Genomic DNA, 21,749 nt, shown 5'->3' on the forward strand with positions numbered 1-21,749 from the left:
TATAAAATGTAAACATCATTGTTCTATCAAAAGGAGGAGGTACGATATGTCAATTTTAGAACCCGCATTAGCACAAAAACTTATTGATAAGACAGCAAGACTTTTTGAATATAACATCAATGTAATGAATGATAAGGGGATTATTATTGCCAGCAAAGATGCCTCTAGAGTGGGAGATTTCCATGAAGTTGCCTACAACATGTTAAGCGGCACCCTTGTTTCCGGCGTTGTAAAAGAAAATCAGAAATTTTTAGGGACAAAACCTGGCGTTAATTTGTTTATTGACTATAAAAGTAAGCATGTAGGCGTAATCTGTGTAACAGGTAATCCTGATACGGTACAAGTTTTTGCCGAAATGATAAAAACATTTATGGAGGCAATGTTGGAGTATGAGTTGCAGGTTGAAGGAGAACGCCGCCGAAAAGATAAGACAGAACAGTTTTTGCACTATTTGTTATCTGAAGAAAATATTGATGTAGCTGTGGCCAGTACTATGGCAAATGATTTAGGAATTACAAAGGATTTGTTAAGGACTTGTGTGATTATAAAGTACAATGCTGATTATAGTGCTAAAAAAATTGTACAAGCTTTAACAGGTATAGAGGATTATTCACATCAAGATATTATCACAGTAGCCAGAAATGGTGAAATTATTGTGTTTAAGTCTATTAATCTTAAGTTTCCAGAGGCTATTAAAGAATACAAAGATACTATAGAAGAATATATCAGTAAATTTATTAAAAAACTCCCAGATGAGTATGATGAAAATGAATTTAGCTTTTTTGTAGGTTCTCTACAGAATAAAATTAACCAGTATAGGGGATCTTATCTTCACGCTCAAAGTTTGGCATTGCAAGCAAAAGAAAGTGATGGTATTTACTTTTTTAATGACCATGTATTAAGTTATTACAGAAACCTTGTTACGATAAAGACTTATGATAATATTTTCAATGTATATGATATATTGTTTAATGAAGAAGATAAGAAGCTAATTACTCAAGCAGTTGAAGTATTAAGTAGGAACAACTATAATGTAGTAAACAGTGCAAAAGAACTATACATTCATAGAAATACACTGCTCTTTAGGCTAAATAAGATTAAAGATGTGCTAAACATTGACCCTATTGGGAATGCAGCAGATAGAGAATTCTTAAATGAACTAGCGTATTATTTTAGTCGCAAATAAACGAATCTTTTTAAATATTATATTATTGTGAAAAAGAAATTCCTTCATAGGGGTTTCTTTTTTTTTGAAAAAGGCTGCGTTTAAATAATGCTTTACGTGGGGAAAGAATTATATAGATAGAATTGTATATAGAGTATGATAAAACCTAGCAATTTGATACAAATGAAACATAGCAAAGAAGGTAGCTGTGTTTTAAAATAATATTATCCAATGCTTTTTAAGTAGCAAAAGATTTTTGCAGACTAAGACTTAATAAAACAATTTTATATCATAAAAAGGTAGGTGCCTATATGAGTACAATGAGAGAAGATGCTTTAACCATAATAGATGAATCTATAAAATCTGTCTTGCCAGAAGCGGCGGTAGTAAAAGCACTAGAAAAAAAGAAATTTACAGGGAATATTGTTGTTGTTGCTATCGGAAAGGCTGCATGGAATATGGCTCAAGCCACAAAAGCTACTCTAGGAGATAAGGTTTCAAAAGGTGTGGTAGTGACAAAGTATCATCATTCCAAGGGCCCTATAGAGGGCTTTGAAATTATTGAAGCTGGACACCCAATTCCAGATGAAAATTCTATTAAAGGAGCAGATAAAGCTTTAGCTTTAGTAGAAAATCTAACAGAAAAGGATCATGTGATTTTTTTAATATCTGGAGGGGGTTCAGCACTATTCGAGAAACCCATGGAGGGAGTCAGTCTTGAAGATATTATGGATATGACAAATCAACTATTAGCCTGTGGAGCGGATATTGTTGAAATCAACGCCATACGAAAACATCTTTCTGCTGTCAAGGGAGGAAGATTTGCATCTCACTGTGGAAAAGCCAGTATCTATGCTATTGTTTTATCAGATGTGGTTGGAGACAGATTAGATGCTATTGCCTCTGGACCAGCCTATGCTGATTCTTCTACGTCAGAAGAAGCCTTAAGCATTATAGAAAAGTATAAGTTGCAAGTGGCGGAGGAACTAAAAGAGATATTAAAGATTGAAACCCCTAAAAAAGTAGATAATTGTGAAACCGTCATTACAGGAAGCGTCACTGCTTTATGTGAAGCAGCTGCTAGAAATGCAAAAAAACTTGGATACCAGCCAGTAATTATATCTTCAACGCTAGATTGCGAAGCAAAGGAAGCTGGTAAATTTATGGCTTCTATTGCTAGGGAAATCAAAAATGGTAATGGCAGTAGATCATTTCTAAAGCCTCCATGTGCAGTTATCGCTGGAGGAGAAACTATAGTGCGTTTAACAGGAAAGGGCAAAGGTGGAAGAAATCAAGAGATGGCTTTAGCCGCAGCCTTAGGAATCGAAGGAATGGAAGATATTGTTCTGTTTTCTATCGGCTCAGATGGAACAGATGGACCGACAGATGCAGCTGGAGGCATGGTGGATGGAAAAACCTCAGAAAGAATGAGATCAGTAAATATACTTCCCGAAGTATATTTAGATAACAATGATTCTTATAATGCCTTAAAGGCAAGTGGCGATTTGATTATAACAGGGGCAACAGGAACAAATGTAAATGACATTGTTGTTTTGTTGTGTAGATAGGCGATAACAACTCATTTATAGCTAAGGAACTATCTATAAAGTTGTTGAGAACTAATTGAATGAGTATAGCCTAAAAAAATTAATTGTATATAGTAACAAAAGCATCTCTTATGAGATGCTTTTGTTACTATATACATATATCATAATACAATTGGCATATTCATTGCATAATTATTTAAGGAATTAATATAGTTTAATAAAAAGGAGGGATTTGAATGAAAATATTGAAAACGATTCAAAAAGTTCCTGGAGGGATGATGGTAGTTCCCCTATTACTAGGTGCAATCCTTAATACGATAGCACCAAACTTTCTTGAAATTGGAGGTTTTACGACAGCACTTTTCAAAAATGGAGCATTACCATTAATAGCACTATTTGTTCTTTGCATGGGGGCCCAAATAGATATTAAAAAGGCAGGTATTCCTTTATATAAAGGTGTATCTCTTACTGCAGTAAAACTGCTAATGGGCGTATTAATAGGAGGGGGAGTAGGTAGAGCCTTTGGTCCAGCAGGGATACTAGGTTTAACCCCTCTTGCTATAATCTCAGCCATGACAAACTCAAACGGAGGCTTATTTGCAGCATTAACGGGACAGTACGGAGATGCTACAGATGTTGGAGCTGTTTCAATACTCTCATTAAACGATGGACCTTTTTTTACAATGATAGCCCTAGGGGCAACAGGAATGGCAAAAATTCCATTGATAGCCTTTGTTGCTGTACTAGTGCCAATAGTTTTAGGATTTATATTAGGTAATTTGGATGAAGATTGGAGAAAGCTTTTAGCCCAAGGACAAACGCTTCTTGTACCATTTTTTGCATTTCCACTGGGTGCAGCTCTTGATTTTAGAACAGTAGTTCAGGCAGGCATACCAGGTATACTTTTAGGAGTAATCACTGTTCTTGTTACGGGACTTGGAGGTTACTATACTTATAAGCTTTTTGGTGGGCAAAAGGCTGTTGGAGCCTCCATAGGTACAACAGCAGGAAATGCTGTAGGAACACCAGCAGCCATTGCTGCTGCTGATCCATCGCTAGCATCTATAGCTGCTGTGGCAACAGCACAAATAGCTGCCTCCGTTATAGTAACAGCAATTCTTTGTCCACTGTTGGTATCTTATTTAGATAAAAAAGACAAAAATAAAAAAGCAATAGCTTAAGAAAATTTATAAGGGTATTTTTAATAATTACGACGACTTTACGGAGAAATCCATATTGTTAAATAACAATAAAAAAGGTTAGCAGAATATATTCTGTTAACCTTTTTTATTTAATACTAAAAAACTAGTTCGAGTCGCAATAACCGTTCCTTTATAAGATGAATAATCCTTTTCTCATCTTCTAAATCTTTAGCCTCAAATGTAACAGATAGTCTGACGTAAGGTTCAGGAGTATTCCATGGTACAGTACAAATTTGAGCATGGGTTAATAAAAAGATGGAGAAGTCATCTGCATCTTTAAATCTTATACCGTTTCGAGTTCCTTTAGGAATGGGTAGATAGCAGTAGAAGGTGGCCTTAGGTTTTTCTATACTGAAGCCTACCTCCCTTAAGGCAGAAATGAGAAGATCAAGTCTTCTGGAATAACGTTTGCAGTTACATAAAGAAATTTCAGGATGATCTAAAGCATATGCACCGGCCTTCTGAATAGCACGAAACTGCCCAGAATCTGAGTTAGCCTTTACAGTACTTAAAATACCAATTGCTTGAGGGCTCCCAGCAGCAAAAGCTATGCGCCAGCCCGTCATATTGTAAGCTTTTGAAAGAGAATGGATTTCAATACCTACATCTTTGGCGCCATCGATAGATAGAAAACTTAAGGGTTTTTCACCATCAAATACGATAGTGGCGTAGGTAGAATCAGCTACTACAATGATATTGTTTTTGTGGGCGAAGTCCACAACCCTTTTATAAAAGTCCTTAGTGGCCACTTGACCAGTGGGATTATTAGGATAATTTATATATAAAAGTTTAGAACGATATAAAATAAAGTTAGGAATATTAGAAAAGTCTGGATAGAAACTATTTGCTTTAGTCAATGGAAGCTCATAAACAACGCCCCCAAGATACTTGGTGTGGGTGGCGATAATAGGATAACTCGGTAATGTTGTTAAAGTAATGTCCCCTGGATTAATAAAACATAAAGGCAGCATTGATAAAATAGATTTTGCCCCAATACCATGAAGAATTTCTTGGTAAGGGTCGAGATGATTTATGCCAAAAATTTTATAGAGATAATTTGCCGCCGCTTCTTGAAATTCTGGTATTCCATTATCAGCATACAACCTATTTTCTTTTTTAGCTGCTTCATTGCATAGGAAGTTTACAATACGCTTATCAGCCGCTAAGTCAGGCTCACCAACACCCATATCAATAAATTCTATATCAGGATACTTCTTGATCGCTTCCTCCTTTGCATTTTTGATCCTCATAAACTTATAATCTTGTTTTGCAATATCAAAACTTTGGTCTCTAAAGCGATCAGCAATTAAATCCCTAATTCCACCCATCGTTGCCCTCTCCCTTCAAATTAAATGATAAAAATAGAAGCTTATAGATTATTTTATTCTGAAGTGAGAAAGGGTGTTAATCAAAAACCCTTTAGATGATGGGTTTTATATGTCCTTTTGAGGCAGAAACTTGACCTTTTTTTAACTTTCCCATTGCTTTTTCTAATCTACTTATCCCTTCTACTATTACCTTTTCATCATGTTGGGAAAAACAGAGACGAAATTCTTTGTCTTCTCCTGCCGCAGCATAAAATGCATCCCCTGGTATAAAGGATACCCCCATTTTTAAAGCTTCTTGCAGGAGTTTTTTTGATGAAATATTTTCATTGATACTACACCATATGTAAAACCCACCTACAGGTATATGAAAGGAAAGTTTTGAAGCTAGACTTAGGTTAAGGGCTTCAGCCATGGCGTTTCTACGACGCTTGTAGATTCCACACATTTTTATTAGATGTTCCTCCAGATAGCCCTCCTTAATAAATAGATCAAGCAACCATTGAGAAATATTATTACTGTGCAAATCAACATATTGTTTCTCCAAAACGATTCTTTGGATCAATGATGGATGGGCAACCATATATCCAACTCTTAAACCTGGCATCAAGATTTTTGAAAAAGTGCTTAAGTATATTACCCCTCCATAGTTATCCATCGCCTTCAAGCTCAAGGGTGGAATGTCTTCGTAGTAGAAACTACTATAAGGATCATCCTCCAGAATGGCTAGTCTATAACGTGCTGCAAGCTGGATAAGCTTCTTTCTCTCCTCAATGCGCATAACATCACCATTGGGATTTCGGAAGGTAGGAATACAGTATAACAATTTTGGTCTGTAGCGAGCTAAATAGTCTTCCAATATTTCAAAGGGAAAATCCTCTCTTTGAGGTAGGTTTAATACCCTTGCACCTAAAGCTTGAAAAGATTGAATAGCTCCTAGATAAGTAGGGGTTTGAAGGATCACATAGTCACCAGGATCAATCAGAACTTTTCCAGTAAGATACAAACCTTGTTGAGATCCTGAAAGAATAATTGTTTCATCAAGGTGACACTTGATACCCTTAGAAACTAACATTTCACTAATAGTATGTCTTAGGGGTTCATATCCATGAATAGGTATATGTCCAAAGTCTCTAGGATCCAACCTTCTCAAGTAATCCCTGTGAAGATTAGAAAAGATATCGATAGGATAATAGTTAGGATCTGGCATACCTGCATCAAGGGAAATCTTATCCTCCAGCATATTACTAACCATCAATTCGCTCATAAGGGAAGCCATGGAAGGTTCAGAATAGGGTCTTAATAATTGAGGCCAAGGCATTTCATAGGTGCTGTTGCTTACCAAACTATATCTGTCCCTGACGTATGTACCACTACCTTTTTTTATACTTACATAACCATCCTTTTCTAAATCACGATAGGCATTGATGGCTGTAGTTCTACTGACCTCAAACAATATAGCTAGTTCCCTTTCAGCAGGAAGTTTTTCACCCACTGCAAGGGAACCGTCAATAATCTTAGCTTTTATAAGGGAAGCTATTTGCAGATAGTATGGAGAAGTATTGCTTAATCGTGTATTAACAATGAATTTGGATATATCCATTTTCTATTTTTTCCTCCTTTGGTATCCAATTTAAATGAATAATATTATAATTGGATATTTATCTGGCATTTCCTTCTAAATTATAATAAATAATAAAGGAGTTGAAATGAATCGTGAACAGAAATGCATCTTACGCTTTGGAAAGTTGGAATATACTTACCGTCAAGGAAGTATTAAAAGACTGTCTACCCATTACTGCAGGTGTCATCCCTTTTGGCTTGACCTGTGGTATAATGGGCAGAACAGCAGGCTTCTCAGCCTTAGAAATAACCCTTATGTCTATGACAGTTTTTGCTGGAGCAGCCCAATTTATGGCTATTGCCATGATAAATTCTGGTATTACCAATTGGGGGGTAATTGTTTTTACCACCTTATTAGTTAACTTACGACATTTACTAATGGGTGCGTCATTATCACCTTACCTTTTGAAACAGTCCCGAAGCCTACAGTACCTCTTAGCCTTCAGTATGACAGATGAAAGCTATGCCTTAACCATCAATAGAACTGAGAAAAAGGGCTATGATGCATATTACCAGCTGGGAATAAGCTATCTTTTATACATGATATGGGTTTCTTCTACTTTTATAGGAGCTCTTCTTTATCACAATATACCAAACCCTTTGGAATGGGGACTTGATTTTGTCATACCGCTAACCTTTATGGTTTTGTTAATACCTCGATTGATTAATCCCACTGCTCTGCTTGTGGCTTTAGTTTCTGCTGTAGCAGCTGTTGCAGGGGCTCTACACCTGCCTGGTAAGTGGTATATTATTGTAGCTGCTGTTGCTGCAAGTGTTGTTGGAGGATTTATTGAAAGGGGAAGAAAGAATGAACTTTAAATTAATCGCTATAATAGTAGGTATGACTTTAGTAACCTTCATCACCCGTGCTGGAGCACAGATTGCTTTTGCCAATAGAGGAACACCAGCTTGGCTGGAAAAGTGGTTGAAACATGTGCCAACAGCCTTCTTAACAGCCTTAATAACTCCAGCTATTTTACTGCCTAAGGGTTATTTAGATATATCCTTCAACAATAGTTATCTTTTGGCAGGAGGCATTGCTGCATTTGCTGCTTATAAAACTAAAAACGTGTTGATTACCATTATTATAGGAATGGCTATAATGATATTTTTGAGCAATTAATGCTATAAGAATTTTATACTCTAATCATTAGCGTTAACTTAAACCATAACTTGTCATCCTGAGGGGAGTCGAAATTAGCAAAGTTCTTCGTTATTCCAAGATCCTTCGCTACGCTCAGGATGACAGTTGAGAAAATTTTGGTAATAATTGTGTTAAGTTAACGCCTGTGATATTCTAATAAGTTAATTATCACATCCGCTACGGCAGGAGCAAAAGAGCTGTTGAAAATTAAAACAGCTCTTATATTGTGCAACAATTTATTTAAAATAACAACTGTGGTAGAATGAACTAAGCTGTTGTTACCAATAATAATGAAAACAATTAAAAACAAGAGAGGAAATCAATATGAGAAAAAACTTTTTTAACCTTGGAATCGATATGGAATTAGAGAATTTATTAAATAAAAATGGTATTGTTGAACCAACTCCTATACAGTCACAGACTATTCCACCACTTTTGACAGGTAAGGATGTGATCGCTCAAGCCCAAACAGGCACTGGAAAAACCCTAGCCTTCATGCTGCCTATCATGCAAAATATTGACACAAAAACGTCTTCTATACAGGCTTTAATCATGACGCCTACCAGAGAATTAGCACTTCAGATCACAAACGAAGCTAAAAAATTGATCTCAGCTAAGGGGATCAATGTATTAGCAGCCTATGGTGGACAAGATGTGGAAAAACAGATTCGGAGACTAAAAAAGGATGTACATATGGTAATTGGTACGCCGGGAAGACTTTTAGACCATCTTAGAAGAAGAACCATCGATTTTCGTCAATTAAAGATGTTGGTGTTGGATGAGGCTGACCAGATGCTTCATATGGGATTTTTACAAGAAGTAGAAGAAATCATACACCAAACCTCAAAAAACCGTCAAACCATGCTGTTTTCTGCCACTATGCCAAAGGAAATACATAATTTAGCTGCCCAATACATGAATAAACCTGTTCATATACGGGTGAAGAGTGAAAAAATAACCTTAGATGAGATCAAACAACTTGTTATTGAAACCACCGATAGACGTAAACAAGATGCATTGTTTGAAGCTCTTGGTAAGCATAATCCCTTTTTAGCTATTATTTTTTGCCGTACAAAACGTCGTGCCAGCGCTTTAAATGAAGCACTTATACAGGGTGGTTACGCTTCAGATGAATTGCATGGAGATTTAAGCCAAGCAAAGCGTGAAAAGGTGATGAAGGCTTTTAGGAAAGCAGAGATACAACTTCTTGTAGCCACAGATGTGGCGGCTAGAGGGCTAGATATAGAAGGTGTAACACATATATTCAATTATGATATAGCTCAAGATGCTGAAGCCTATATTCATCGTATAGGGCGAACAGGTCGTGCGGGACAGCGGGGAATGGCCATCACCTTTGTGACACCCAAGGATCAGCACAATTTGAGTATCATAGAAAAAGGAATAGACATGAAGATTCAGCGACAAAAATCAGATGAGGAAAAACAAGAAAGAAACAGAAAAGACACTAGAGACACAAGAGATACAAGAGATACAAGAGATACTAAAGATGCTAGAGAGGGAAAACATAAGAAAAGCAATGACTTTAGAGATAAAAATTATTCTAAAGATAAGAAATTTGGCAAAGGCAAAGGTACCGATAGTAAAAAGAGCTTTAAAAACAATAGAGGTGATGAGAATCGCAGTAGCTTTAAAGAGAAGCCTAAATCAGGAGGAAAGCCCGCTGGCAAGGATTCAAGATCTAGAAATAAAAATACTAGGAAATCCTCAAGATATTAGATTTATAGGAAAGTATTTGCTCTTTTCTCTCTAATATGTTATAAAAGAAAATAGAATAACAAATGGTCATAGAGAGAGGAAATAAAATGAATCTTTTAAGTGCAGAAAACATTTCAAAAAGCTATAGTGAGAAGCAATTATTAGATAAGGTTAATCTAGGTATCAATGAAGGGGACAAAATAGGGGTAATAGGGGTCAATGGTACAGGGAAAACTACTTTATTAAAAATTATTGCAGGACTGGAGATACCAGATGAAGGAAGAGTCATCAAAGGAAATACTGTTAGGATAGAATACCTTCCTCAGAACCCTTATTTTGATCCAGAGGCTTCAGTATTGCAGCAGGTATTTAGGGGAAACTCACCTGTGATGACACTGATCAGAGAATATCAAGAAGCGATTCATGATCCTAATACACCTAATGAAAAGATCATAAAACTTACCCATGACATGGATACAATGGAGGCATGGAATATAGAAAGTGAAGCAAAAATGATATTAACCAAGCTGGGTATTACTGATTATAATGCTAAAGTAGGTATACTGTCAGGAGGGCAAAGAAAAAGGATTGCTCTTGCATCAGCCTTGATTAACCCTTCGGAACTGTTAATTTTAGATGAGCCTACCAATCATCTTGACAATGATACCATTGAGTGGTTAGAACAGTATCTTAATAAGAGAAAAGGTGCTCTCTTAATGATTACCCATGATAGATACTTTTTAGATAGAGTTGTAAATGAGATGCTGGAGTTAGATAAAGGAAACATTTATCTTTATAAGGGCAATTACAGCATTTTTTTAGAAAAAAAACTAGAACGAGAACAAATTCAAACAGCCAGTGAGAAAAAAAGACAAAATCTGCTGAGAAAAGAACTAGCTTGGATAAAAAGAGGTGCAAAAGCAAGAACCACCAAACAAAAAGCCCGTATAGAGCGTTTTGAAAAGCTCAATGAAACAGATGATTATATCACTGATGAAAAAGTAGAAATATCGGTGGCATCAACTCGCCTGGGTAAAAAAGTAATTGAAATGCAGCATATAAGCAAATCCTTTGACAGTACAAAGGTGATAGATGATTTTAGCTACACCTTGCTTAGAAATGACAGGATTGGGATTGTAGGACCAAACGGTATGGGGAAATCAACCCTTTTAAATATCATGAGCAGTAGACTTCAACCAGATAGTGGTAATATAGAAATAGGGGAAACTGTAAAGATCGGCGTATATGCTCAAGAAAATCAACATATGGAAGAAGATTTAAGGGTAATAGAATACATTAAGGAAGTAGCGGAGTATGTAACAACAGCAGAAGGAGATAAAATAACTGCTTCACAGATGCTGGAGAGATTTTTATTTCCTTCAGATCTGCAATGGACACCTATAGCAAAGCTTTCTGGTGGAGAAAAGAGAAGGCTGTATCTGCTTAGGGTGTTAATGGGATCACCAAATGTCCTCTTCTTGGATGAACCTACCAACGATCTTGATATAGAAACCCTAACCATATTAGAAGACTATCTGGAGGATTTTCCAGGAGCAGTGCTTTCTGTTTCACATGATCGGTACTTTTTGGACAGAGTAGCAGAGAAAATATTTGCATTTGAAAATCAGGGACAAATTATCGAGTATACAGGAAATTATTCAGATTTCAAGGCAAAGCAGGCCATCAATAAAACAGAAAAAACCGTGAATCCTCCAGCAAATAAGTCTCGAGAAGTTGACGTCAAAGCCCAAAATACAGCGAAGGAAGAGGATCTTAACAAAAGAAAAGAAAGACCATTAAAATTTTCTTTTAAAGAACAGAAGGAATATGCAGAAATAGATGATATTATCGCTGAACTTGAAGAAAAGATATTAGAAAAAGAAGAGAAAATTAATGAAACATCTGCGGACTATACACTTTTGCAACAGCTACTGACAGAAAAAGAAGCGTTAGAAAAGCAGCTAGAGGAAAAGATGGAAAGATGGGTATATCTTAATGACCTAGCAGATGAGATTGAAAGAAAAAAGCAAAATAAGTGATATGCAAAAAGCTAAAACCATACTACAAAGACTAGTATGGTTTTTAACTTGCAAAAAGTTATTTATTCATCAGTGACAAAGTTTAGATTTTCTATTATAATGGTATAAAAGAAAGTGTGATAAAAATTATCAATTATAAATATTTCTTACAGCAAGTCATGGGGACGTTTAAGCAAGTCATGGGGACGTTTTGTTTGGCACGTATGTTTTTTATGTGCCAGTGTCCCCTTGGCGTAGCGGATGCATGTAATTGTAATAATGAAGCCCTAATAAATACAGCGTATTTTTACATTGAGGAGGATAAGGATGGGAGACAAAAAAAGCTGTGTAAACTTAAAAAGAAAGAGTTAAAGGAGAACTTAATGGATTATAAAAAAATAGTAAAAGACGCTACCCACGTATGCAGTAAATGTGGTCGAACCTGTAATGATAAAAAACGCCTTTGCAGTTCAGAGGCATTATAGATAGAATACAAGCTTATACATAGAAAATAGTGGCTAATGCTGAGGGGCATTGGCCACTATTTTTATGTCTCTAGGATTCCTTAAAGTTGTGTATCACTAATTATAGGTTTTTAGTCTCTAAATACTCATCATAGGTCATTACTTTATCAATTACTCCTGAATCTGTAATTTCAATAATTCTATTAGCTATGGTTTGAATAAATTCATGGTCATGGGATGTGAAAAGAATATTACTCTTATAATCTTTAAGACCATTGTTTAAAGCGGTGATAGATTCAAGATCCAAGTGGTTTGTAGGCTGATCTAAGATTAAGACGTTGGCACTACTTAACATCATCTTAGAAAGCATACAGCGTACTTTTTCTCCTCCAGAAAGCACATTGGCTTGTTTTAAAGCCTCTTCTCCTGAAAAAAGCATTCTACCTAAGAAACCACGAAGATAGCTTTCAGATTTCTCCTCAGAAAACTGACGTAACCAGTCTACTAAATTAAGGTCAACATCGTTAAAAAACTGGGAGTTGTCTTTAGGAAAATACGCATTGGTGATGGTAACGCCCCACTTATATTCTCCACTATCTGTCTCCATTTCCCCCATCAATATTTTGAATAGAGTAGTGTTAACAATTTCACTTTCTCCCACAAATGCAATTTTGTCCCCTTTATTCACTCTAAAACTGACGTTGTCCAGTACCTTTTTTCCATCAATGGTTTTAGTTAGGTTCTCTACAGTTAGAATTTCATTACCTACTTCTCTTGAAGGTGTAAAACCTACATAAGGGTATCTTCTGGTAGAAGGTTGAATATCATCAATAGATATTTTGTCCAACAACTTTTTTCTTGAAGTAGCTTGCTTGGACTTAGAAGCATTTGCACTAAAACGTGCAATAAACTCTTGAAGCTCTTTGATTTTTTCTTCCTTCTTTTTATTTTGATCCTTCATCATTTGAAGAGCTAATTGGCTTGATTCATACCAAAAATCATAATTCCCCATGTATAACCTAATTTGACCAAAGTCTACATCCGTAATATGAGTACATACATGATTTAAGAAATGTCTATCATGGGAAACAACAATCACTGTCCCTTCAAACTGAATTAAAAATTCCTGTAACCAGTTGATAGACTTAATATCCAAGTGGTTGGTAGGCTCATCTAGAATCAGAATTCCAGGTTTTCCAAATAAAGCTTGTGCCAACAAGACCTTTACTTTTTCAGCACCTGAAAGCTCACTCATTTTTTTATCATGCAGATCTGTTTTAATCCCAAGCCCCTGCAGCAGAGAAGAAGCTTCTGCTTCAGCTTCCCATCCATTAAGCTCTGCAAATTCCCCCTCTAACTCGGAGGCTCTTATACCATCTTCATCAGTAAAGTCTGCCTTTGCATAAATAGCATCTTTTTCCCTCATGATTTCGTAAAGTCTTGCATTACCCATGACAACAGTTTCTAATACTTGTGTGGCATCATATTGATAATGATCCTGCTTTAAAACTGACATACGTACACCAAAGGGAATACTTATTTCTCCAGTGTTTGGGTCAATCTCACCAGATAAGATTTTTAAAAAAGTACTTTTTCCCGCACCATTAGCCCCTATAACACCGTAGCAATTACCGGGAGTGAATTTTATATTTACAGTAAATTCGCCTGAAAGCCCACGGTTTCAATCGTGGGATGAAAGGCGTTTCTTTTAATCTTCTTGTTGCAGTTTCAGTTTAAAACTGATACTATAAATATATGGGACAAGATTATAGAAGAACACAAACAACAGTATCTTTAATAAACTATCATTTTGTTTTCTGTCCAAGGTACAGACGTAAAGTTCTAGTTGGAGAAGTTGAAATAAAATTTAAACAGCTTCTCAATGAGATTTGTAAAGACATTGAAATAGAAATTTTGGCAATAGAATGTGATAAAGACCACTGCCATCTTTTTGTCAATGCACTTCCTCATTTAAGTCCAGCAGACATAATGGCAAAAGTGAAAGGAGTGACTTCTCGATTATTAAGGCAGGAATTTAAACATCTGCGACATTTGCCAAGTCTTTGGACAAGAAGCTATTTTGTATCTACCGCAGGAAATGTATCAAGTGAAACTATAAAACGATATGTTGAAGAACAAAAAACAAGGGGGTGAAACAATGCAGATAACAGTAAAATTTAATATTATTTTGACAAAAGAACAAGTACAACTAATAGAATCTATATCAAAAGAATATATCCATACTGTTAATAGCCTTGTTTCATCTACGCTCCAATCAGGAGAAAGAGTAAAGCTATCATCTAAAGATGTTTTTGCAAATATGCCAAGTGCAGTGAAAAATCAATCTATTAGAGATGCCAAAAGTATCTGTACTAAGTACAAGAAAGCTATCAAGGCTAATTCCAAACTGCCTACTGATAAACAAAAAGTAATCAATGTAGCTACCCTTAAAAAACCTGTCTGTATATGGAATAATCAAAATTATTCACTTAAAGACGGTATTCTCAGTTTTCCCGTTATTATAGATGGGAAATCGCAGCGTATTCAAACTAGAACTATCATGACAGACTATCAGCTAAAACAACTAGAAGGTCATTTGGGAGCATTGCGTATAACTAAGAAAAGCAATAAATATATCGCTCAAATAAGTGTTGAAAAAGTATCTCATATAGTTAAAGGTGATGTTGTAATGGGTGTTGACTTAGGCCTAAAAGTTCCTGCTGTAGCTGTAACCGATTCAGGAAAAACGTTTTTTTTTGGAAACGGTAGGCAAAATAAATACGTCAAACGTAAATATAAAGCGAAACGTAAAAAACTTGGAAAAGCCAAGAAGCTTAAAGTCATTAAAAAGCTTGATGATAAAGAACAACGTTGGATGACAGACCAAGACCACAAAGTAAGTAGAGAAATAATTAATTTTGCAGTAAATAATAATGTTTCTGATATTCGGCTTGAAAAATTAACGAATATCAGAAACACGGCAAGAACAAGCCGTAAAAACGAAAAAAATCTACATACATGGTCATTCTATCGTCTAGCTCAATTCATAGAGTATAAGGCACTATTGAAGGGGATAAAGGTTGAATATGTTGATCCTAAATACACTTCTCAAATATGCCCTGAATGTAAGAAACTAAATAAAGCAAGAGATAGAAAATATAAATGCTCCTGTGGTTTTAAAACACATAGGGATAGAGTAGGTGCTATAAATATAATTAATGCACCTGTAGTAGATGGTAAAAGTCTACTAGCCTAGGGTACTATATGTACTGCTCTAGGAGGGGTAATGGCATACCCTAAGCTTGAGGTCATACTCCGATAGCAGAAATGTACTTCGGTTTAATCACTCAAGAATCCCACTGCTTTAGCTGTGGGAGTGTCAAATCTTCAAAAAGTTTTTGATCTCCATAGCGTAAGCTGACATTTGTTACAGTAATCACGTTATTACCTTCCTCTTCTTAGAATTTGACAATCTTTGCGTATTATATCATATATTCATGAAAATTACACCTAAAAATGAGAAAGATTTAGGAAAAATCATAGATTCATACGTAAGACTTCATAGGATTAGTGTTTTATGTTAATATTAGATAGATAAAGAAGGATTTGTTATAATGTAGTATGTATGTTTCATTTGGCATGTTATAGACATACGTTTTTAAAACTAGATTTTAATATACTCGGTCTACGGTCTCGCCTCAAGTCTTGGGTTGCAAATGTAGCCCCTAGTATATTAAAATTTAAGGACCTATGTCTATATTATAAATCGCAGTTATTTTGAAGGGATTGTTGTTATGAAAAAAATATTAGTACTTGCTGAAAAACCTTCTGTTGGAAGGGATTTAGCTAGAGTTTTAAACTGTCATAAAAAAGGAAATGGTTTTATAGAAGGAGAAAAATATATTGTTACTTGGGCCTTAGGACATTTGGTGACATTGGCAGACCCAGAGGCCTATGATCAGAAATATAAGTCATGGAAAATAGAAGATTTACCTATGCTGCCATCACATTTAAAGCTTGTGATCATTAAACAAAGTGCCAAGCAGTTTAACGTTGTAAAACAACAGCTCAGTAGAAAAGATGTTGATGAGCTTGTCATAGCTACTGATGCTGGGAGGGAAGGGGAGCTTGTGGCTAGATGGATTATCGAAAAAGTCCATGTGAAAAAGCCAGTGAAACGTCTTTGGATTTCTTCTGTTACTGATAAAGCTATTAAAGAAGGCTTTAGTAAATTAAGAAATGGCAAAGAGTATGAAAATCTCTATGCTTCGGCGGTGGCAAGGGCAGAGGCAGATTGGCTGGTAGGTATCAATGCTACACGAGCTTTGACCTGTAGATATAATGCACAGCTTTCCTGCGGCAGGGTTCAGACCCCTACCTTAGCTATGATTGCAAGACGTGAGGAAGAAATTCAAAATTTTAAATCAAGAAGTTTTTATGGTATTACAGCTGTATCAGATAAGTTAAAACTAACGTGGCAGGACCCTCAGACGAAGGATATGAGAACCTTTGATAAGAATAAATGTGATAAAATCCTAATGTCAGTGGAGAAAAAGGATGCCAAGGTTATAGAAGTAAATAAAGCTTATAAGAAAAGCTTCGCCCCACAGTTATATGATTTAACGGAGCTACAGAGGGATGCAAATAAAATCTTTAGCTACTCAGCAAAGGAAACCCTCTCTATTATGCAAAAGCTATATGAAAGTCATAAACTATTGACTTATCCTAGAACAGATTCTAGGTATATTTCTTCAGATATCGTAGATACATTAAAGGATCGGGTAAAAGCATGTGGTGTAGGACCCTATACATCTATAGCCGCCAAAATACTGAAGACTTCCATAAAAGCAAATAAGTCCTTTGTAGATAACGCTAAAGTGTCGGATCATCACGCCATTATACCAACGGAAGAGCCAGCTTATTTAGGGGTCTTGAGTGACAAGGAAAGAAAAATCTATGATCTGGTTGTTAAACGCTTTTTTGCAGTGCTGTATCCTCCCTTTGAGTATGAGCAGACAACGATAAAAGCTAAAATAGGGGAAGAAAACTTTGTAGCTAAGGGGAAAGTGGTCATTGCAGCAGGATGGAAGGAAGTTTATCAAAATCATTTTGAAGACGAAGAAGCACAGGAAGATATCTCAGATCAATTACTACCCAATCTAAAACAAGGGGATATTTTGAAGATAGCTAATGTTTTTCAAACGAAGGGAGAAACAAAGCCCCCAGCACCCTTTAATGAAGGAAGTCTTCTTTCTGCTATGGAAAATCCAACAAAATATATGGCAAATGAAAGCAAGGATTTAATTAAAACTATTGGAGAGACAGGTGGTATCGGGACAGTAGCCACAAGGGCAGATATTATAGAAAAACTTTTTAACACCTTCTTAATTGAGAAGAGAGGCAAGGATATTTTTATTACCTCTAAAGGCAAACAGCTACTACAGCTGGTTCCTGAAGATTTAAAATCTCCTGCTTTAACTGCTGAATGGGAACAAAAACTAGCAGCCATTTCCAAAGGTAATCTAAAAAAGGAAAGCTTTATTCAGGAAATGAGAGAGTATACTAAAACGGTTGTTCGGGAAATAAAAAATAGCGAAGATGTATTTAAACATGATAATCTTACAAGAACCAAGTGTCCTGACTGCGGAAAATACATGTTAGAGGTCAATGGGAAAAAAGGTAAGATGTTGATATGTCAAGATAGAGAGTGTGGTCATAGAAAAGCTGTGGCGAAGCTTACTAACGCCAGATGTCCAAACTGTCATAAAAAGCTTGAATTAAGAGGTGAAGGTGAGGGTCAGATATTTGTCTGCAGCTGTGGTCATCGAGAAAAACTTTCTGCCTTTAATGAAAGAAAGAAAAATACGGGGGATAAGGTTTCTAAGAAAGAAGTATCTAGATATTTAAAAGAGCAAAAAAAGCAAGCAGAGGAACCAATTAATACCGCTTTAGCGGATGCTCTTTCTAAGCTTAAGTTTTAAAAGAGGTGATAAAATGAGTGATATTGCAGGCAAAGGTTGCGAGCAACTGATTCCTCTTAGTGATAGAAAATCTCTTCAAGAAATAGAGCGCAGCATTATTACAAAACATAGAAAAGATATATGGGGAAAGTTTATTAAAGCTATCAAAGAATTTCAATTGATAGAAGATGGGGATAAAATTGCTGTAGCTATTTCTGGTGGTAAGGATAGTCTTTTGATGGCAAAATTATTTCAAGAGTTAAAACGTCATGGCAGAGATAATTTCCAGCTGGAATTTATTGCGATGGACCCTGGGTACCATGATAGTATTAAGCAGTTGCTGCTGGATAATTGTCAGTATTTAAATATTCCTGTTCATGTTTTTGATTCCGGCATCTTTAGAATCGTAGACAATGTGGCGAAGGATTATCCCTGCTATATGTGTGCAAAGATGAGGCGTGGTGCCTTATATAAGAAAGCGCAGGAGTTAGGCTGCAATAAGCTTGCCCTTGGACATCATTTTAATGATGTCATCGAAACCACAATGTTGAATCTGTTGTACACAGGGAATTTTAGCACCATGTTACCGAAACTAAAGTCCTTAAACTTTGAAGGATTAGAGCTGATTCGACCTCTATATCACGTAGAAGAGGAGGCGATCATTGACTTTATAGATCATAGCGGTATTTGGCCTCTAAATTGTGCTTGTATGGTGGCAGCCAAAAAAATTGGGACAAAACGACATGAAGTAAAGGCCTTAATAAAAGAGATGAAAACCAAATTTGAAAGTGTAGATAGGTCCATTTTTAGAGCAACGCAAAACGTCAACATGGAAGCAATCCTAGGGTGGCAAAAAGATGGAAAAAGCTATTCTTACTTAGATGATTATCATGAAGAGTAAGTAAGAAATAAACTCCCCTCACCCTATGAGATGAGGGGAGTTTACTATGCATTGGTAAGGCTATTGTGTACTTGTATAAGAAAGCTGTTGAAGTCTTTCTTCTATTAACCATATTGTGTTAGATACCCGCAAATCCTCTACGGGAAGGTCTTCATACCAGAGACGTTTTTCCTCATTGCCAAAGTATAGAGCCTTTATTATGATTTCCGGTCGGTATTCAAAATGGAGAATATCAAACTGTCCCCATTTTCCTCCCCATATAAAAAAGTTTTTTTCCATTACTTCTACGAGGGTTTTAGGGTAAGTCTTCAAACGTTTTTCTCCTTCTGCTCTTGTTGTCCACTGCCAGTAATCATTTTTATTGCTGGCCAGATCGATGGAAATACCAAAGGCATGGGGACTTAATCGATTGGTTTTGGCTATACGTCTAAAATTATAAGTCCCTCCTATAGGATACATATAACCCCAAAGGGTAGGGTGATGCTGGGCTAAATCATTTAATTCTGCTATAGCATCTTTAAGAAAGTCTGCGGCTGAATTATTACCATTAAAACGATGCTGTGCACCATTGATTGTTACCCCTGTAAGATTTTTCTCTATTTCGGACTGATGTCCTCCATACACCCCTTTTAACAGGGGATAAACCCTCAATCTACCAGGATTATAATCTTCAGGCATAAGTTTATCAATGGAACCAAGAACATATATTTCTTCCATCATATCCTGTAAATCTGGGTTTTCCAGCTTTTCTGAAGGACTTTTTTCTTTTTTGTCGTCATACAATAGTTTTTGGCCAGATTTTAATACTAGATAGACTTCATCATTGTTTACTACTTCTATATCTACAATATATTCTGGATAGGCCATCATTAGGGAGAAAAGGTCTTTTCTCAGTGTTTCAGCATATTCCTTACTAGTATAAGTAGATCCTATTTCCGTTGTTTTCTTAAAGTCACTTAGTGCCTTTACAGAAAAAATCCCTATTAGTATCAACAATAATAAAATGATATACTTTTTCATCGCCCACCTTCCTTTTGAGGTTTTATTACAGCAATCTTTTCTTTAAATAATACTATTCATTTTTTTAGAATTTTTTCCGTATATTTTTCCCCATAAAAAAAGAGATGTTTTTATAATAAATACATCTCTCACTACAGCCTCTTTTTTCATTCATCATTTCTCAATTAAATGAGCAAATTTTTTCTTAAATAATACCATACAGTCATCTAATGTAGTTTCTCCTAACACAATGTCCTCAGCCATAACTTGACAAGAAGGTGAGCCGCATGCTCCACAATCAAGCATGGGTAAATTTTCTTTTATTTGAATCGCTTCCTCTACTTTTTTTATGGCTTCTGAAAGATTATCACCGAAGATTTTGATAATCCTAGGTTGGATCTTATTTTCTATAAACATATTTTGATGTTTGATTTTAATATTAGGCGAAGGATCTTGAACAAAGTATTTTTCTGACAACTTACGGATTCTATTTCTTGCAATAAAGGGATTTTCAATTGTCATTACTCCACCGACACAGCCGTTTGTACAAGCTAGAAGTTCAGCAAATTTAATATTGGGAAGCCTTTCATTTTCGATGTCATCCAGGATTTTTATTATATTTTCCACGCCATCTACACAAATATATTCATCAATTCCTAAAGAGATGGTTTCCCCACCTGCTCTAGCCCAGCCAATTCCCCCTCCTGACATATAAAAGGGCTGTGGTTCTTGATACTTATCGATATTGGCTAGAATAGCACCATGAATTTCTCTAAAGGAAATAACGCCATCAACGGAAGATTTTGCACATCTAGAGGAATTTTTAACATCTGTTACTTTAGCAGGGCAAGGACTTATAAAAAATACCCCCACATCCGAAGGATCTAGATTCATCTCATAAATAGCTTCATACTTTGCAGTTCTAGCGGCTATTTCCATAGGAGATTCTAAAGGGATAATATTACCTAGCAAGCTAGGAAATCTTACTTGTAATAATGTAACAATAACAGGACAGGAAGATGAAAGTAAAGGTCTTTTTTTAGAGATAAGAAGTATCTCCTTGGTCAGTTCTGAAACAGCATCAGCTGCCCTGGATACTTCAAAGACGTGATCAAATCCACAAGATTTAAGGGCAGAAACAACCCGCCCTGGATCTACCATATCTCCAAACTGACCATAAAGACTAGGCGCTGGTAATGCTATTTTATATTTGTAAGCCTGAATGCAATCTAAAGAATCTGTTACACTTTCCTTTGCGTGTTCGGGACAATGTCTAATACACATACCGCAATCGATACATTTACTTGCGATAATTTTTGCTTTGCCTTCTCTTACTCGGATGGCTTCGGTAGGACATTTTTTTATACAATGAGTGCAGCCAATACAGAGCTCTTCCTTAAAAATAACGGAATGGAATGAGTTGCTCATTTTCGATCTCTCCTCATTATCAAAAATTAAATAAATCAATTTTTAAAATCAATCGTCTTTAAGATATTTATAATATAAAGCAGATAGTTTTCGTAGATTTAAGTTACCTTTGATAAAAAAATAAAATCTTTTATATCTATTTTCTTCTAGGAATAAGTATTCCTTAATATATAAATTATACCATAAAACACCAAAAAAGTTTAGGAGAATAGATAGAGATTTAAAGACTACTTTTCCCTTCAAAATCACTAGAAAAA

16 protein-coding genes and 1 pseudogene are annotated in these 21,749 nt (G+C 35.8%); 12 read left to right on the top strand and 5 right to left on the bottom strand.

The features are described 5' to 3' along the window. The first annotated feature begins 46 nt into the window (after positions 1–46). The 3 genes from CACET_RS05630 to CACET_RS05640 all read left to right on the top strand — a co-directional run bounded on the left by CACET_RS05630 (position 47) and on the right by CACET_RS05640 (position 3,893). Positions 47–1,186: a CdaR family transcriptional regulator gene (locus tag CACET_RS05630; protein ID WP_044825443.1), complete on the top strand. Its 1,140-nt coding sequence runs from the start codon at positions 47–49 to the stop codon at positions 1,184–1,186. A 290-nt stretch (positions 1,187–1,476) separates the two neighbouring features. Beyond that, positions 1,477–2,733 (top strand): glycerate kinase type-2 family protein, encoded by a 1,257-nt coding sequence (locus CACET_RS05635; protein ID WP_044825442.1) that lies wholly within the window; start codon positions 1,477–1,479, stop codon positions 2,731–2,733. Between the two features lie 215 nt (positions 2,734–2,948). Then, complete coding sequence (locus CACET_RS05640) at positions 2,949–3,893, top strand: 2-keto-3-deoxygluconate permease (RefSeq protein WP_044825441.1); 945 nt, start codon at positions 2,949–2,951, stop codon at positions 3,891–3,893. A gap of 116 nt (positions 3,894–4,009) precedes the next feature. Here the strand turns inward: CACET_RS05640 and CACET_RS05645 are convergent, their stop codons facing one another. Both CACET_RS05645 and pdxR read right to left on the bottom strand, forming a co-directional pair. After that, complete coding sequence (locus CACET_RS05645) at positions 4,010–5,242, bottom strand: LL-diaminopimelate aminotransferase (protein WP_044825440.1); 1,233 nt, start codon at positions 5,240–5,242, stop codon at positions 4,010–4,012. Between the two features lie 91 nt (positions 5,243–5,333). Further along, entirely contained in the window at positions 5,334–6,842 is a 1,509-nt protein-coding gene (gene pdxR / locus CACET_RS05650; RefSeq protein ID WP_044825439.1) for a MocR-like pyridoxine biosynthesis transcription factor PdxR, read from the bottom strand. Between the two features lie 113 nt (positions 6,843–6,955). Between pdxR and CACET_RS05655 the strand changes: the two genes are divergently transcribed. The 5 genes from CACET_RS05655 (at position 6,956) to CACET_RS05675 (ending at position 12,225) form a co-directional block, all read left to right on the top strand. Next, a complete protein-coding gene (locus tag CACET_RS05655) occupies positions 6,956–7,681 on the top strand; it encodes an AzlC family ABC transporter permease (RefSeq protein ID WP_242846943.1) in 726 nt (241 codons plus the stop codon). Next, a complete protein-coding gene (locus tag CACET_RS05660) occupies positions 7,671–7,985 on the top strand; it encodes an AzlD domain-containing protein (protein ID WP_044825438.1) in 315 nt (104 codons plus the stop codon). The genes CACET_RS05655 and CACET_RS05660 overlap by 11 nt, the downstream gene beginning before the upstream one ends. Before the next feature lie 345 nt (positions 7,986–8,330). Further along, entirely contained in the window at positions 8,331–9,743 is a 1,413-nt protein-coding gene (locus tag CACET_RS05665; RefSeq protein ID WP_044825437.1) for a DEAD/DEAH box helicase, read from the top strand. An 86-nt stretch (positions 9,744–9,829) separates the two neighbouring features. Next, positions 9,830–11,761, top strand: coding sequence for an ABC-F family ATP-binding cassette domain-containing protein (locus CACET_RS05670; protein WP_044825436.1), 1,932 nt, complete (start codon positions 9,830–9,832; stop codon positions 11,759–11,761). Positions 11,762–11,955: 194 nt separating this feature from the next. After that, positions 11,956–12,225, top strand: coding sequence for a hypothetical protein (locus CACET_RS05675; protein WP_044825435.1), 270 nt, complete (start codon positions 11,956–11,958; stop codon positions 12,223–12,225). A gap of 100 nt (positions 12,226–12,325) precedes the next feature. On the opposite strand, the pseudogene CACET_RS05680 reads toward CACET_RS05675, so the two are convergent. After that, positions 12,326–13,858, bottom strand: a pseudogene (locus CACET_RS05680) (ABC-F family ATP-binding cassette domain-containing protein); the annotation flags it as partial. A gap of 101 nt (positions 13,859–13,959) precedes the next feature. Between CACET_RS05680 and tnpA the strand changes: the two are divergent. From tnpA to CACET_RS05700, 4 genes are all read left to right on the top strand, one after another. Further along, complete coding sequence (gene tnpA, locus CACET_RS05685) at positions 13,960–14,358, top strand: IS200/IS605 family transposase (RefSeq protein WP_044826404.1); 399 nt, start codon at positions 13,960–13,962, stop codon at positions 14,356–14,358. A 4-nt stretch (positions 14,359–14,362) separates the two neighbouring features. Beyond that, positions 14,363–15,460, top strand: a complete 1,098-nt coding sequence (locus tag CACET_RS05690) for an RNA-guided endonuclease InsQ/TnpB family protein (RefSeq protein WP_201777346.1) — start codon at positions 14,363–14,365, stop codon at positions 15,458–15,460. 538 nt (positions 15,461–15,998) lie between these two features. After that, the gene (locus CACET_RS05695) at positions 15,999–18,185 is read left to right on the top strand and encodes a DNA topoisomerase III (RefSeq protein WP_044825433.1); all 2,187 of its coding nucleotides are present in this window, start codon (positions 15,999–16,001) and stop codon (positions 18,183–18,185) included. A 13-nt stretch (positions 18,186–18,198) separates the two neighbouring features. Next, a complete protein-coding gene (locus CACET_RS05700) occupies positions 18,199–19,065 on the top strand; it encodes a tRNA 2-thiocytidine biosynthesis TtcA family protein (protein ID WP_044825432.1) in 867 nt (288 codons plus the stop codon). A 60-nt stretch (positions 19,066–19,125) separates the two neighbouring features. Here CACET_RS05700 and CACET_RS05705 read toward each other — a convergent pair whose 3' ends face one another. Further along, a complete protein-coding gene (locus CACET_RS05705) occupies positions 19,126–20,085 on the bottom strand; it encodes a M15 family metallopeptidase (protein WP_044825431.1) in 960 nt (319 codons plus the stop codon). A gap of 153 nt (positions 20,086–20,238) precedes the next feature. Beyond that, entirely contained in the window at positions 20,239–21,492 is a 1,254-nt protein-coding gene (locus tag CACET_RS05710) for a [Fe-Fe] hydrogenase large subunit C-terminal domain-containing protein (protein WP_044825430.1), read from the bottom strand. Positions 21,493–21,749 lie beyond the last annotated feature (257 nt).

The organism is Clostridium aceticum, from assembly GCF_001042715.1.
GTDB lineage: Bacteria > Bacillota > Clostridia > Peptostreptococcales > Natronincolaceae > Andreesenella > Andreesenella acetica.

What these genes read in the sequence shown, in the direction of transcription:
- CACET_RS05630 (WP_044825443.1), top strand. Translation starts at nt 47, where the DNA reads ATGTCAATTTTAGAACCCGCATTAGCACAAAAACTTATTGATAAGACA.
- CACET_RS05635 (WP_044825442.1), top strand. Translation starts at nt 1,477, where the DNA reads ATGAGTACAATGAGAGAAGATGCTTTAACCATAATAGATGAATCTATA.
- CACET_RS05640 (WP_044825441.1), top strand. Translation starts at nt 2,949, where the DNA reads ATGAAAATATTGAAAACGATTCAAAAAGTTCCTGGAGGGATGATGGTA.
- CACET_RS05645 (WP_044825440.1), bottom strand. Translation starts at nt 5,242, where the DNA reads ATGGGTGGAATTAGGGATTTAATTGCTGATCGCTTTAGAGACCAAAGT.
- pdxR (WP_044825439.1), bottom strand. Translation starts at nt 6,842, where the DNA reads ATGGATATATCCAAATTCATTGTTAATACACGATTAAGCAATACTTCT.
- CACET_RS05660 (WP_044825438.1), top strand. Translation starts at nt 7,671, where the DNA reads ATGAACTTTAAATTAATCGCTATAATAGTAGGTATGACTTTAGTAACC.
- CACET_RS05665 (WP_044825437.1), top strand. Translation starts at nt 8,331, where the DNA reads ATGAGAAAAAACTTTTTTAACCTTGGAATCGATATGGAATTAGAGAAT.
- CACET_RS05670 (WP_044825436.1), top strand. Translation starts at nt 9,830, where the DNA reads ATGAATCTTTTAAGTGCAGAAAACATTTCAAAAAGCTATAGTGAGAAG.
- tnpA (WP_044826404.1), top strand. Translation starts at nt 13,960, where the DNA reads ATGGGACAAGATTATAGAAGAACACAAACAACAGTATCTTTAATAAAC.
- CACET_RS05690 (WP_201777346.1), top strand. Translation starts at nt 14,363, where the DNA reads ATGCAGATAACAGTAAAATTTAATATTATTTTGACAAAAGAACAAGTA.
- CACET_RS05695 (WP_044825433.1), top strand. Translation starts at nt 15,999, where the DNA reads ATGAAAAAAATATTAGTACTTGCTGAAAAACCTTCTGTTGGAAGGGAT.
- CACET_RS05700 (WP_044825432.1), top strand. Translation starts at nt 18,199, where the DNA reads ATGAGTGATATTGCAGGCAAAGGTTGCGAGCAACTGATTCCTCTTAGT.
- CACET_RS05705 (WP_044825431.1), bottom strand. Translation starts at nt 20,085, where the DNA reads ATGAAAAAGTATATCATTTTATTATTGTTGATACTAATAGGGATTTTT.
- CACET_RS05710 (WP_044825430.1), bottom strand. Translation starts at nt 21,492, where the DNA reads ATGAGCAACTCATTCCATTCCGTTATTTTTAAGGAAGAGCTCTGTATT.